10 protein-coding genes are annotated in these 13,639 nt (G+C 72.1%); 9 read left to right on the top strand and 1 reads right to left on the bottom strand.

Going from position 1 to position 13,639, the window contains the following annotated elements:
• Nucleotides 1-74 precede the first annotated feature (74 nt).
• The 6 genes from ABZ404_RS07665 (at nt 75) to ABZ404_RS07640 (ending at nt 6,597) form a co-directional block, all read left to right on the top strand.
• Nucleotides 75-1,667: a sensor histidine kinase gene (locus ABZ404_RS07665; protein ID WP_358836047.1), complete on the top strand. Its 1,593-nt coding sequence runs from the start codon at nt 75-77 to the stop codon at nt 1,665-1,667.
• Nucleotides 1,664-2,368 carry a response regulator gene (locus tag ABZ404_RS07660; RefSeq protein WP_358836048.1) on the top strand — a complete coding sequence of 235 codons (705 nt, stop codon included), beginning with the start codon at nt 1,664-1,666 and terminating at the stop codon, nt 2,366-2,368. Before ABZ404_RS07665 ends, ABZ404_RS07660 begins: the two co-directional genes overlap by 4 nt.
• Nucleotides 2,369-2,483: 115 nt before the next feature.
• Nucleotides 2,484-3,839 (top strand): ABC transporter substrate-binding protein, encoded by a 1,356-nt coding sequence (locus tag ABZ404_RS07655; RefSeq protein WP_358836049.1) that lies wholly within the window; start codon nt 2,484-2,486, stop codon nt 3,837-3,839.
• A gap of 221 nt (nt 3,840-4,060) precedes the next feature.
• Complete coding sequence (locus ABZ404_RS07650; protein WP_358837639.1) at nt 4,061-4,903, top strand: sugar ABC transporter permease; 843 nt, start codon at nt 4,061-4,063, stop codon at nt 4,901-4,903.
• A complete protein-coding gene (locus tag ABZ404_RS07645; protein ID WP_358837638.1) occupies nt 4,900-5,769 on the top strand; it encodes a carbohydrate ABC transporter permease in 870 nt (289 codons plus the stop codon). Before ABZ404_RS07650 ends, ABZ404_RS07645 begins: the two co-directional genes overlap by 4 nt.
• Nucleotides 5,770-5,946: 177 nt before the next feature.
• The gene (locus ABZ404_RS07640; protein ID WP_358837640.1) at nt 5,947-6,597 is read left to right on the top strand and encodes a helix-turn-helix transcriptional regulator; all 651 of its coding nucleotides are present in this window, start codon (nt 5,947-5,949) and stop codon (nt 6,595-6,597) included.
• Nucleotides 6,598-7,283: 686 nt separating this feature from the next.
• Here the strand turns inward: ABZ404_RS07640 and ABZ404_RS07635 are convergent.
• Nucleotides 7,284-8,309 (bottom strand): ATP-dependent 6-phosphofructokinase, encoded by a 1,026-nt coding sequence (locus ABZ404_RS07635; protein ID WP_358835429.1) that lies wholly within the window; start codon nt 8,307-8,309, stop codon nt 7,284-7,286.
• Nucleotides 8,310-8,753: 444 nt separating this feature from the next.
• Here ABZ404_RS07635 and pta point away from each other — a divergent pair, with 444 nt between their 5' ends.
• From pta to pyk, 3 genes are all read left to right on the top strand, one after another.
• A complete protein-coding gene (pta, locus tag ABZ404_RS07630; RefSeq protein ID WP_358835428.1) occupies nt 8,754-10,847 on the top strand; it encodes a phosphate acetyltransferase in 2,094 nt (697 codons plus the stop codon).
• A complete protein-coding gene (locus ABZ404_RS07625; RefSeq protein WP_358835427.1) occupies nt 10,844-12,088 on the top strand; it encodes an acetate kinase in 1,245 nt (414 codons plus the stop codon). The genes pta and ABZ404_RS07625 overlap by 4 nt, the downstream gene beginning before the upstream one ends.
• A 100-nt stretch (nt 12,089-12,188) precedes the next feature.
• The gene (gene pyk, locus ABZ404_RS07620; protein WP_358835426.1) at nt 12,189-13,619 is read left to right on the top strand and encodes a pyruvate kinase; all 1,431 of its coding nucleotides are present in this window, start codon (nt 12,189-12,191) and stop codon (nt 13,617-13,619) included.
• Nucleotides 13,620-13,639: the final 20 nt, after the last annotated feature.

Genomic DNA, 13,639 nt, shown 5'->3' with positions numbered 1-13,639 from the left:
CCGGTCACCCTTGCGTGCATTTCGTTCACACGGCTTGTCCTCACCGTGATGTGCGCGGGTGCACACTGTCCGGCATGCGCATACCCCGACCCCGCAGCCTCGCGGGCCAGCTCTTCGCCATGCAGGTGGTGCTGGTCGCGGCGATCGTGGCGGGCTGCGCGCTCTACTCGTACGTCCATGACCGGACCCAGGCCGAGGAGACCGCCCGGCGCCAGACCACCGCGATCGCGACCGCCGTGGCCACCTCGCCCGCGGTGGCCGAGGCGGTCCGCTCCAAGGACCCGACGGCGGCCCTCCAGCCGTACGCCGAGACCCTGCGGCACACCGCCGGGGTCGACTTCGTGGTGGTCCTCGCCCCCGACGGGACCCGCTGGACGCATCCGGTGCCGGGGGAGATCGGCCGCAAGTACCTCGGCGACATCCGGCCCGCGCTGCGCGGCGAGACGTTCAGCGAGACGCACATGGGCGTGCTCGGGCCGTCCGTGCGGGTCGTAGCTCCGGTGCGCGACCACGGCCGGATCACCGCCCTGGTCAGCGCGGGCATCACCATCGACACGATCAGCGCGCAGGTCCGCGAGCAGATGGCGGCGCTGCTCGCGGTCGCCTCCGGGGTGCTGGCCTTCGGCGGGCTCGGCACCTATGTGATCAACGCGCGGCTGCGGCGGCACACCCACGGCATGAACGCGGCCGAGCTGAGCCGGATGCACGACTACCACCAGGCCGCGCTGCACGCGGTGCGCGAGGGGCTGCTGATGCTGGACGGGCAGCGCAGGATCGCGCTCATCAACGACGGCGGCCGGGAGCTGCTCGGACTCGGCGAGGACGCGGTGGGCCGGTCGGTGGCCGACCTCGGGCTGCCCGCGCGGCTCGCCGGGGCGCTGCTCGCGAGCGAGCCGAGGGCGGACGAGGTCCACATGACGGCCGACCGGATCGTCGTGGTCAACACCCGGCCGGTCTCCAGCGGCGGCCGGCGGGGCACCGTGGTGACCCTGCGCGACCACACCGAACTCCAGGCGCTCTCCGGCGAGCTGGACTCCGAGCGCGGGTTCACCCAGGCGCTGCGGGCGCAGGCGCACGAGGCCGCGAACCGGCTGCACGCGGTGGTCTCCCTCATCGAGCTGGGCCGCGTCCAGGAGGCGGTGGAGTTCGCCACGGCCGAGCTGGAGCTCGCCCAGGCCCTCACCGACCAGGTGGTCACGGCGGTGGGCGAACCGGTGCTCGCCGCGCTGCTGCTCGGCAAGGCGGCCCAGGCCCATGAGCACGGGGTGGCGCTGGCGCTCACCGAGGGCAGCGCCATCGAGGACGGGCTGCTGCCGTCCACCCTGCCCCCGCGCGACCTGGTCACGGTCCTGGGCAACCTGGTGGACAACGCGGTCGACGCGGCCCAGGGCAGCGCGGGCGCCCGGGTCGCGGTCACCCTCACCACCGAGAACGAGGAGCTGGTGGTCCGGGTCGCGGACAGCGGCCGGGGCGTCGATCCGGCCGCCGCGGACGCGGTCTTCGAGCGCGGCTGGTCCACCAAGAGCCCGGGGCGCGGCATCGGTCTGGCGCTGGTGCGGATGACGGTGGCCCGGCACGGCGGAAGCGTGGCGCTGGCCCAGGGGCCCTACGGGGGCGCCGAGTTCACCGTACGGCTGCCGCTGAGCGGGGAGGCGGTGCCGGCGTGACGGCCACCCAGGGGCCCACCGGCGAGCCCATCAGAGTGCTGGTGGTCGAGGACGACCCCGTCGCCGCCGACGCGCACCGGCTCTACGTCGGCCGGGTGCCCGGCTTCACGGTGGCCGGGACCGCGCACTCGCGGGCCGAGGCGCTGCGGGTGCTCGACCGCGTCGAGGTCGATCTGCTGCTGCTCGACCTCTATCTGCCGGACGGGCACGGCCTCCAGCTGGTGCGTTCGCTGCGGGCGGCCGGGCACGGCGCGGACGTCATCGCGGTGACCTCGGCGCGCGATCTGACGATGGTGCGCGAGGGCGTCTCGCTGGGGGTGGTGCAGTACGTCCTGAAGCCCTTCACCTTCGCCACCCTGCGCGACCGGCTTGTGCGGTACGCCGAGTTCCGCGCGACCGCCGGGGAGGCGTCCGGGCAGGAGGAGGTCGACCGGGCCCTGTCCACCCTGCGCGTCCCGCAGCCCACGGCCCTGCCCAAGGGGCTGAGCGCGCCCACGCTCCAGGCGGTGACCCGCACCCTGCGGTCCTCGGCGAGCGGTGTCACCGCCTCCGAGGCCGCCGAGGCGGTCGGCATCTCGCGCATCACCGCGCGGCGCTATCTGGAGCACCTGGTCACCTCGGGCCGCGCCGAGCGGACCCCGCAGTACGGGCAGATCGGACGCCCGGAGCTCCAGTACCGCTGGCTCGACTCCCGCCGCTGACAGGGTACTTGACGGAACGTCAGCCGTAGGCGGCGGCCGACGGGCCCCATTGACCATGGACCGGGGCGGCTTTACGTTCACCGGGCAGCCACTCGTGTCCCGAGGAGGTCGTGCCGTGCGTCCCACCGCCGTAGTCCCGCTGGTCCTCGCCACCGCGCTCGCCGCCGGTTCGCTCACCGCCTGCGGTGGCTCCGGCGGCGGTTCGGACACCGTCAAGGTCGCCTACAACCGCTCCACCGACCACACCGTCCGCTTCAAGGACGACTTCCTGGCGTCGGTGAAGCGGCAGTTCGAGCGGGACCACCCCGGCAAGAAGGTCAAGCTCGTCCCCATCCAGGCCCCGGACAACGACTACGCCACCAAGGCCCAGCAGATGATGCGCTCGGGCAAGACCGCGCCGGACCTGGTCTACGAGGACACCTTCCGCATCAACTCCGACATCAAGGCCGGCTATCTGAGCCCGCTCGACGACCGGCTGGCCTCCTGGGACGGCTGGAGCCGCTTCGTGCCCACGGCGAAGACGGCGGCCAGGGCGGAGGACGGCAGGACCTACGGCGTCCCGGACGGCACCGACACCCGGGGCCTGTGGTTCAACAAGCGGCTGTTCGCGAAGGCGGGGCTGCCCGAGGACTGGCAGCCGAGGAACTGGGCGGACATCCTCGACGCCGCCCGCACCCTCAAGAGGAAGGTCCCCGGCGTCATCCCGCTCAACGTCCTCACCGGCAAGGCGGTCGGCGAGGCGGCGGTGATGCAGGGCTTCGAGATGCTGCTGTACGGGACCGGCGACAACCCCCTGTACGACCCCGCCGCCAAGAAGTGGGTCACCGGCTCACAGGGCTTCCAGGACGCGCTGGGCTTCGTCCGGACGGTGTACGGGGAGAAGCTCGGCCCGAACGTCGCCGACGCGCTCGACCCCAATGTGAACACCCGCGTCGCCACCGAGTGGCTGCCCGAGGGCAAGCTCGCGATCGCGCTAGACGGCTCGTGGCTGGGCCAGTTCTGGAGCGGCCGGGGCACCCGGGACTGGCCGCAGTGGTCGAGCGTGCTGGGGCAGGCGGCGATGCCCACCAAGGACGGGCAGGCGCCCGGCCGGGTCTCCCTGTCCGGCGGCTGGACCTGGGCGATCCCGAAGAAGTCCAAGAACCCCTCGCTCGCCTGGGAGTTCGTGCGGTCGATGCAGACGCCCGCGAACGCCGTGAAGTGGGCCGTGGCGGACGCCCAGATCGCGGTGCGCGACGACGTGGCGGCCGACCCGGCGTACCTGCGCTCGACCCCCGGCATCTCCTTCTTCACCGGCCTGGTCAAGTACACCCACTACCGCCCGGCGCTCCCCGTCTATCCCCAGGTGTCGACGGCGATCGGCGAGGCGATGGAGGCGGTGACCACCGGCGACGCGACGCCCGCGGAGGCGGCCAGGGCGTACGACGAACAACTGGCCACGATCACCGGCGGCGCGGTGACGAAGCGGTGAGGGGCGCCGCGCGTACGGGCGGGGGGCGGGCTCGGGGGGCCGGGGCGGGCGGTGGGGGGCGAGCGCGTACGTCCGGCGCGGGCGGCGGAGGTCGGACACGGGGCGCCGGGACGCGCGGCACGGACCGTGCGCAGGGTGCCGGGGCGGACGGCACGGACCGGGCGCGGGGCGCCGGGGCGGGCGGCCGGGGCCGGGGAAAGGGCACGGGGCGTGCGGCGGCGCTGCGCTGGCTTCCCCTCGCCCCCGCCACCCTCCTCCTGCTGCTCTTCCTCGCCGGACCCATCGGCTACTGCGTCTACATCGCCTTCACCGACATGCGGCTGACCGGCGCCTCCGGCACCGCCTTCGTCGGGTTCGCCAACTTCCGGCGGGCGTTCGCCGACCCGGGCTTCCGCAACGCCGTCTGGCTGACGCTGGTCTTCACCGTGATCTCCTCGATCGCCGGGCAGAACACCCTCGGCCTCGCGCTCGCCGCCCTGATGCGGCGCGCCTCGCGGCCGGTGCGCACCCTGACGGGGACGCTGGTGATCGCGGCCTGGGTGCTGCCGGAGATCGTCGCCGCGTTCCTGCTGTACGCCTTCTTCCGCCACGAGGGCACCCTCAACGCCCTCCTCGACCAGCTCCATCTGCCCACCCAGAACTGGCTGTACGGCCTGCCCATCCTGGCCGTCTCCTTCGCCAACGTCTGGCGCGGCACCGCCTTCTCCATGCTGATCTACTCGGCCGCGCTCTCCGAGATCCCGCAGGAGATCACCGAGGCGGCCGAGGTCGACGGCGCGAGCGGGCTGCGCCGGCTCTGGCACATCACCCTGCCGATGATCCGCCGCTCGATCGGCACCAACCTGATGCTCAACACCCTCCAGACCTTGTCCGTCTTCGGGCTGATCTGGGCGATGACCCGGGGCGGTCCGGGCCGGCGCAGCCAGACGCTCCCGGTGTTCATGTACGACCAGGCCTTCGTGAAGAGCCTGATCGGCTACGGGACGGCCGTGGCGCTGCTGCTGCTCCTGGTGGGGGCCCTGTTCTCGGTGGTGTACCTGCGGCTGATGAGGGTGGAGGTATGAGCGTGCCCCGACGCGCGAGCCGGCCCGCGCCCCGACGCGTCCCGCGCCGCCGGACCCGGGAGCGGCTGGCCGCCGACGCGGCGCTGCTGGCGGTCGCGGCGGCGTTCGCGCTGCCGCTGCTGTGGCTGCTGCTCTCCTCGCTGGACGCGGACGCGGACCTGCGGGTGCGGGTGCCGGGCTCCCCCACACTGGAGAACTTCTCCGCCGTGTGGACGGACGAGATCACCTTCACACCGATGCTCAACAGCCTCGTGCTGTGCGGCGGCGCGACCGTCCTGACCGTGGTGTGCGCCGTGCTGGCCGCCTATCCGCTCTCGCGCTACCGCTCGCGCCTGACCCGCCCGTACCTCCTGACGGTCCTGTTCACCACCTGTCTGCCGATCACGGCGGTGATGGTCCCGGTGTACGGGCTGTTCGTGCAGGTCGACCTGATCGACACGGTGTACGGCACGGCCCTGTTCCTGGCCACCGCGCAACTCCCGTTCGCCATCTGGCTGATGAAGAACTTCATGGACGGGGTGCCCCGGGTCCTGGAGGAGGCGGCCTGGACGGACGGGGCGTCGATGCCGCAGACGCTGTGGCGGGTGGTGCTGCCGCTGATGGGGCCGGGCGTGACGGTGGTGACGATCTACACCTTCATCATGCTGTGGGGGAACTTCTTCGTCCCCTTCATGCTCCTGCTCTCCCCGGACCGCCTCCCCGCCTCCGTCTCGCTCTTCACCTTCTTCGGCAACTACGGCTCGGTGGTCTACGGCGAACTGGCCGCCTTCTCGATCCTCTACTCGACCCCGGTGCTCCTCCTCTATGTGGTGATCGCGCAGCGCCTGGGGGGTGGTTTCGCGCTGGGCGGTGCGGTGAAGGGGTGAGGGCGGGTCAGGGGGCGAGGGGGTCAAGGGGTGAGGGGCGGGTCGTGACGCATCCGATAAGTGGAGCCGTACCTTCCTACGGACTGACAGATTTGGGTGAACACACCGTGGTCAGCCGTCACCCTGTGCACCTACGGTGTGCGCGTGCACCCCACCCCGCCGTTCAACGCCCCCGCCATGCGCCGTCTGCGCGAGGCGCTGGGCATGGCGCCCGGCCATGTCTCCTACGGTCTGTACGCCCAGTACGGGCTGCGGGTCTCCCCCGAGACCGTCTCCTCCTGGGAGCGCGGGTTCGCCACCCCCGACTCGCGTGAGCTGACCGCGCTGGCGGGGGTGCTGTGGTGCTCCCCGGGCGATCTGATGGCCGCGGCCGCCACGCTCCGCGAACACCGCATGGCCCGCGGGCTCAGCCCCGAGGACCTGGCGAGGCGGGTGGGACTCGACGTCGGGGCGTACCTCCGGATGGAGGAGTCGGGCCGCTGGCGCGGCAACGAGCGCCAGTCGGAGGCGCTGACGCAGGCGCTGAACCTGTCGCTGCGGGAGTACGTCACGGCGACGGGCCAGCACGAGGACCTCGCGGAGCTCCTGCGCAGCGCGGTCACCACCCGCTGGCAGGCGTACGTCCGCCCCGCCTCCAAACTCCTCCCCCTCCCCCGCCACCACCTCCAGGACGTCCTGGAACAACTGCACACCGACTACCAGGGCCGCATGATGTCCACGATGAGCTGGGGAACGAGCGGGGCGGGGACGGAGTCGACGGCGGGGGATGCGGGGCGGGAATTCCTGGACCGCATCGTGGACCACTTCTGGGTGCTGGCCCAGGGGTAGGGGGTTCTGTGCCCGGGGTTCGTCTGCGGGTGAGTGGGGCTTACTCGCGCAGTTCCCCGCGCCCCTTTTTGGCCCGGGGTTCGTCTGCGGGTGAGTGGGGCTTGCTCGCGCAGTTCCCCGCGCCCCTTCAGGGCCCGGACTTCGACTGCGGGTGCGTCGTGGCTGGTCGCGCAGTTCCCCGCGCCCCTGAAGGGGCCGGACCTCGACTGCAGGTGCGTCGTGGTTGCTCGCGCCGTTCCCCGCGCCCCTTTCGGGGCCGGGCTTCGGCTGCGGGTGAGTGGGGCTTGCTCGCGCCGTTCCCCGCGCCCCTTTCGGGGCCGGACCTCGACTGCGGGTGCGTCGTGGCTGCTCGCGCCGTTCCTCGCGCCCCTGAAGGGGTCGGACTTCGGGTGCGGGTGTGTCGTGGTTGCTCGGCGGTTCCCCGCGTCCCTTACAGCATGTGGCCGAGGTGAGCATTCCGATTGCGGGCGTCCCCCTCAGGGGCGCGGGGAACTGCGCGAGCAACCCAGCACGGTCCGCAGACGAAAAAGAGGTCCGGGGCGCAGCCCCGTAGCGGGGTGCAGGGGCCGCAGGCCCCGCCGGGGGGGCGGGGCGCAGCCCCGCACGCTGGGGCCGGGGGGTTGACCCGGAAGCGCACCCCCACCCACCCCCGGAGGGTTAAGGGAACGGGGCGGGGTGGGGCAAGCTCAGAACACCGACTCCGCCTCGAACACCCGATCCACCGGCACCGTCTTCAACTCCGTCACCGCGGACGCCAACGGCGCCATCACCACATCCGTCCCCCGCAACGCCGTCATGTTCCCGAAGTCCCCCCGGTGCACCGCCTCCACCGCATGCCACCCGAACCGCGTCGCGAGCACCCGGTCGTACGCGGTCGGCACCCCGCCCCGCTGGACGTGCCCGAGGATCACCGGCCGCGCCTCCTTCCCCAGACGCCGCTCCAGCTCGATGGCCAGCCGGTTCCCGATCCCGGCGAACCGCTCGTGCCCGTACTGGTCGATCGCGCCCTTCTCGTACGGCATGGCCCCCTCCGCGGGATGCGCCCCCTCCGCGACGCAGATCACCGCGAACTTCTTGCCGCGCGCGAACCGCTCCTCGACCATCTTGACCAGGTCGTCCACCTCGAAGGGCCGCTCCGGCAGACAGATGCCGTGGGCGCCGCCCGCCATACCGGACTCCAAGGCGATCCACCCCGCGTGGCGCCCCATGACCTCGACGACCATCACGCGCTGGTGCGACTCGGCCGTGGTCTTCAGCCGGTCGATCGCCTCGGTCGCGACCATGACGGCCGTGTCGAAGCCGAAGGTGCGGTCGGTCGAGGAGATGTCGTTGTCGATGGTCTTCGGCACACCGACGACCGGCATCCCGGCGTCGGAGAGCATCCGGGCCGCCGTCAGCGTGCCCTCGCCGCCGATCGGGATGAGCGCGTCGATGCCGTAACGGCGGGCCAGCTCCGCGCAGTTCTCGGCGGCCTCGCGCAGCCGGGCGCGCTCCAGGCGGGCCGAGCCGAGGATGGTGCCGCCGCGCGCGAGGATGCCGCTGACGGAGTCCAGGTCGAGGGGGCGGAAGTGGCCGTCGAGCAGGCCCTTGAACCCGTCCTCGAAGCCGATGACCTCGTCGCCGTGGCCGGTCAGGGCCCGGTGCACGACCGACCGGATCACTGCGTTCAGGCCGGGGCAGTCGCCGCCCGCGGTGAGGACTCCGATGCGCATCGTGACTCAGTCTCCTGCTCTGTGGTGCCGTGCCCGCCGGCCGCGAGGAACCGGGCCGACGAACCGATTGTCACACGCACCTCACGGGCCCCGCCCGCCCGGCGCGGCCGTACGCCCGCCCCCGCGGGCCTTCCGTCCTCCGGGCCCGGGACCTTCCTCCCCCGCCCGCGCGGGACCTTCGTCCCCACCTTCGCCCGGCGGGCGCTTTAACCACGCGCAGAGGTATTGTCAAGAGGGCGAGGCTGACCGCCCCGATTTTTTTCGCCCCCGGGAACGGGGGGAAGGACGCAGGGAAGGACCGGGGAAGTACCAGGGAAAAGCCGGGCAAGGATTGGGGGGACGCCCCCGGCACGAGCCCCGGCCCCACCGCACCGCCCACCGCCCCCGCCCCGCCAGTACGACGCCCCACCAGTACGACGACGCAGACAGAACGGGAGAGCACGCGTGACGCGCAGCGTGTACGTGACCGGGATCGACCGGGGAGACGGCCGCCAGGTCGTCGAGCTGGGAGTCATGGAGCTCCTGACGCGCCAAGTGGACCGGGTGGGCGTCTTCCGTCCCCTCGTGCACGACGGCCCCGACCGGCTCTTCGACCTGCTCCGCGCCCGCTACCGGCTGTCCCAGGACGAGGCGACGGTGTACGGGATGGACTACCACGAGGCGTCCGCGCTCCAGGCCGAGCGCGGCACCGACGAGCTGGTCTCCCAGCTCGTCGAGCGCTTCCACAAGGTCGCCCGCGCCTACGAGGTGGTCCTCGTCCTCGGCACCGACTTCGCCGCCACCCAGCTCCCGGACGAACTGTCGCTGAACGCGCGCCTGGCCAACGAGTTCGGCGCGTCCGTGATCCCGGTGGTCGGCGGCAAGGACCAGCCCGCCGAGTCGGTGCGGGCCGAGGCGCGCAACGCCCACCGCGCGTACGAGGCGCTGGGCTGCGACGTCCTGGCGATGGTCGTCAACCGGGTGGCCCCGCGCGACCGCGAGGCCATCGCGGACGGGCTGAAGGCCCAGCTGCCGGTGCCGTGCTATGTCCTGCCCGACGAGCCCGCGCTGGCCGCGCCGACCGTCGCCCAGATCACCTCGGCACTCGGCGGTACGGTCCTGCTCGGCGACGACGCCGGGCTCGCCCGGGACGCGCTGGACTTCGTCTTCGGCGGGGCGATGCTGCCGAACTTCCTCAACGCCCTGACCCCGGGCTGCCTGGTCGTGACCCCGGGCGACCGCGCCGACCTGGTGGTGGGCTCGCTGGCCGCGCACAGCGCCGGGACGCCGCCGATAGCCGGCGTCCTGCTGACCCTGGACGAGCGGCCCGGCGAGGCCATCCTCAAGCTCGCCGACCGCCTCGCGCCCGGCACCCCGGTGGTCGCCGTCACCGGCGGGTCCTTCCCGACGGCCGGTGAACTCTTCGCCCTCGAAGGCAAGTTGAACGCCTCCACCCCGCGCAAGGCGGAGACCGCGCTCGGCCTCTTCGAGCGGCACACCGACACCGCCGACCTGCTGGCCCGGATGTCGGTGGCCCGCAGCGGTCGCGTCACCCCGATGATGTTCGAGCACGAGCTGCTGGAACAGGCCCGCGCGGAGCGCCGCCGGGTGGTGCTCCCGGAGGGCACCGAGGAGCGGGTGCTGCGCGCCGCCGACGTCCTGCTGCGCCGCGACGTCTGCGACCTCACCCTGCTCGGCGACGTTGAGGCCATCCGCAAGAAGGCCGCCGACCTCGGCATCGACGTCTCCCGGTGCGAGATCGTCGACCCGCACACCTCCGAGCTGCGCCGGCGCTTCGCCGAGCGGTACGCCGAGCTGCGCGCGCACAAGGGCGTGACGGTGGAGCTCGCGTACGACGTGGTCGCGGACGTCAACTACTTCGGCACCCTGATGGTCCAGGAGGGCCTGGCCGACGGCATGGTCTCCGGCTCGGTGCACTCCACCGCCGCCACCATCCGCCCGGCCTTCGAGATCATCAAGACGAAGCCGGAGGCGTCCATCGTGTCGTCCGTCTTCTTCATGTGCCTGGCCGACAAGGTGCTGGTGTACGGCGACTGCGCGGTCAACCCGGACCCGGACGCCGAGCAGCTGGCCGACATCGCGGTCCAGGCGGCCGCCACCGCGGCCCGCTTCGGCGTGGACCCGCGGATCGCGATGCTCTCGTACTCGACCGGCACCTCCGGTTCGGGCGCCGACGTCGACAAGGTCCGCGAGGCCACCAAGCTCGTCCGCGAGGCCCGTCCGGACCTGCGGATCGAGGGCCCGATCCAGTACGACGCGGCCGTGGAGCCCTCGGTGGCCGCGACCAAGCTGCCGGGCTCGGAGGTGGCCGGGCAGGCCACCGTGCTGATCTTCCCGGACCTCAACACCGGCAACAACACCTACAAGGCCGTCCAGCGCTCGGCCGGCGCCGTGGCCGTCGGCCCGGTGCTCCAGGGGCTGCGCAAGCCGGTCAACGACCTCTCGCGCGGCGCCCTCGTCCAGGACATCGTCAACACCGTCGCCATCACGGCCATCCAGGCCCAGGCGCAGGAACAGGGGCAGGAGACCTCCGCATGACCAGCACCGACCCGACCCCGTCGCGCGTCCTCGTACTCAACTCCGGCTCGTCGTCGGTGAAGTACCAGCTGCTCGACATGGCCGGCTCCACGCGACTCGCGGCGGGCCTGGTCGAGCGGATCGGCGAGGAGACCTCCCGCCTGGTGCACACCCCGCTGACCGGCGGCGACCGGCGCGAGGTCAACGGCCCGATCGCCGATCACGGGGCCGCCCTGAAGGCGGTCTCCGAGGAGCTCGCCAAGGACGGCCTCGGCCTCGACTCGCCCGAACTCGCCGCGATCGGCCACCGGGTGGTGCACGGCGGGCTGAAGTTCAGCGCCCCGACCGTGATCACCGAGGAGGTCATGGCCGAGATCGAGCGCCTGGTCCCGGTCGCGCCGCTGCACAACCCGGCGAACATCACCGGCATCCGCACCGCCCAGGACCTGCGCCCGGACCTGCCGCAGGTGGCCGTCTTCGACACCGCCTTCCACACCACGATGCCCGAGCACGCGGCCCGGTACGCCATCGACGTGGAGACCGCCGACGCGCACCGCATCCGTCGCTACGGCTTCCACGGCACCTCGCACGCGTACGTCTCGCGCGAGACCGCGAAGCTGCTCGGCAAGGACCCCTCCGAGGTCAACGTGATCGTGCTGCACCTGGGCAATGGGGCCTCCGCCTCGGCCGTGCGCGGCGGGGTGTGCGTGGACACCTCGATGGGGCTCACCCCGCTGGAGGGCCTGGTCATGGGCACCCGCTCGGGCGACATCGACCCGGCGGTGACCTTCCACCTGGAGCGGGTCGCCGGAATGTCGACGGACGAGATCGACGTCCTGCTCAACAAGAAGAGTGGTCTGGTCGGCCTCTGCGGCGACAACGACATGCGCGAGATCCGCCGCCGGATCGAGGCGGGCGACCAGCGCGCCGCGCTCGCCTTCGACATCTACATCCACCGGCTGAAGAAGTACATCGGCGCCTACTACGCGGTGCTCGGCAAGGTCGACGCGGTCGCCTTCACCGCCGGGGTGGGCGAGAACGCGGCGCCGGTGCGCGAGGCCGCCGTGCTGGGTCTGGAGGAGCTGGGGCTCGCGGTCGACGGCGAGCTCAACGCCGTACGGTCCGACGCGCCGAGGCTCATCTCACCGGAATACGCGCGCGTGGCCGTGGCAGTGGTACCCACGGACGAGGAGCTGGAGATCGCGACGCAGACGTACGCGCTGGTCCGGTCCGGCGACGGCGCCGAGGGCAGGGGCGTCTGAGCGGGGACCGTTTCAGGCCACGCCTGAGCGCGCCTCCGCCCATTTGTACATTCCACCAGACGGAATATTCCGGAGCGAAACAAACCGATAGGATCGCCTCATGCGCCGTTCCAAAATCGTCTGCACACTGGGCCCCGCCGTCGACTCCTACGAGCAGCTCACTGCTCTGATCGAGGCCGGTATGAACGTGGCCCGCTTCAACTTCAGCCACGGGTCCCAGGCAGAGCACCAGGAACGGTACGACCGTGTCCGCAGGGCCGCCGAGGACACCGGCCGCGCGGTGGGCGTGCTCGCCGACCTCCAGGGCCCGAAGATCCGCCTGGAGACCTTCGCCGAGGGCCCCGTCGAGCTGGTGCGCGGTGACGAGTTCGTCATCACCACCGAGGACGTCCCGGGCGACAAGTCGATCTGCGGGACCACCTACAAGGGCCTGCCGGGCGACGTCTCCAAGGGCGACCCGATCCTGATCAACGACGGCAACGTCGAGCTCAAGGTGACCGAGGTCGAGGGCCCCCGGGTCAAGACCATCGTCATCGAGGGCGGTGTCATCTCCGACCACAAGGGCATCAACCTGCCCGGCGCGGCGGTGAACGTCCCGGCCCTGTCCGAGAAGGACATCGAGGACCTGCGCTTCGCCCTGAGGATGGGCTGCGACCTGGTCGCCCTCTCCTTCGTCCGGGACGCCGACGACGTCAAGGACGTCCACAAGGTCATGGACGAGGTCGGCCGCCGCGTGCCGGTCATCGCCAAGGTGGAGAAGCCGCAGGCCGTCGAGCACATGGAGGGCGTCGTCATGGCGTTCGACGGTGTGATGGTGGCCCGTGGCGACCTCGCCGTCGAGTACCCGCTGGAGCGGGTCCCGATGGTGCAGAAGCGCCTCATCGAGCTGTGCCGCCGCAACGCCAAGCCGGTGATCGTGGCGACCCAGATGATGGAATCCATGATCACCAACTCGCGCCCGACCCGCGCCGAGGCCTCCGACGTGGCCAACGCCATCCTGGACGGCGCGGACGCGGTCATGCTCTCCGCCGAGTCCTCGGTCGGCGCCTACCCGATCGAGACGGTCAAGACGATGTCGCGCATCGTCGAGGCCGCCGAGGAGGAGCTGCTCTCCAAGGGCCTCCAGCCCCTGGTCCCGGGCAAGAAGCCGCGCACCCAGGGCGGTTCGGTCGCCCGCGCGGCCTGCGAGATCGCGGACTTCCTCGACGGCAAGGCGCTGGTGGCCTTCACCAAGTCGGGTGACACGGCCCGCCGCCTCTCGCGCTACCGCGCGGCCCAGCCGATCCTGGCCTTCACCACGGACGCCGGCACCCGCAACCAGCTCGCGCTGAGCTGGGGCGTCGAGTCGTTCGTCGTCCCGCACGTGGACAACACGGACGCGATGGTGGACCTCGTCGACGCGGAGCTGCTGAAGCTGAAGCGGCACAACGAGGGCGACACCATGGTCATCACGGCCGGCTCGCCCCCCGGGGTCCCCGGCACCACCAACATGGTCCGCGTCCACCACTTGGGCGACGGCCGCCAGGGCTGATTTCCGGCCACGGCACGGCG

The organism is Streptomyces sp. NPDC005878 (genome assembly GCF_040629815.1).
Taxonomy (GTDB): domain Bacteria; phylum Actinomycetota; class Actinomycetes; order Streptomycetales; family Streptomycetaceae; genus Streptomyces.
The sequence above is the reverse complement of the archived record's forward strand: the minus strand, read 5'-3'. Positions and strand labels throughout refer to the sequence as shown.

Excerpts from the sequence above, each read along its gene's own strand:
- ABZ404_RS07665 (WP_358836047.1), top strand. The coding sequence starts at position 75 with ATGCGCATACCCCGACCCCGCAGCCTCGCGGGCCAGCTCTTCGCCATG.
- ABZ404_RS07645 (WP_358837638.1), top strand. The coding sequence starts at position 4,900 with ATGAGCGTGCCCCGACGCGCGAGCCGGCCCGCGCCCCGACGCGTCCCG.
- ABZ404_RS07640 (WP_358837640.1), top strand. The coding sequence starts at position 5,947 with ATGCGCCGTCTGCGCGAGGCGCTGGGCATGGCGCCCGGCCATGTCTCC.
- ABZ404_RS07635 (WP_358835429.1), bottom strand. The coding sequence starts at position 8,309 with ATGCGCATCGGAGTCCTCACCGCGGGCGGCGACTGCCCCGGCCTGAAC.
- ABZ404_RS07625 (WP_358835427.1), top strand. The coding sequence starts at position 10,844 with ATGACCAGCACCGACCCGACCCCGTCGCGCGTCCTCGTACTCAACTCC.
- pyk (WP_358835426.1), top strand. The coding sequence starts at position 12,189 with ATGCGCCGTTCCAAAATCGTCTGCACACTGGGCCCCGCCGTCGACTCC.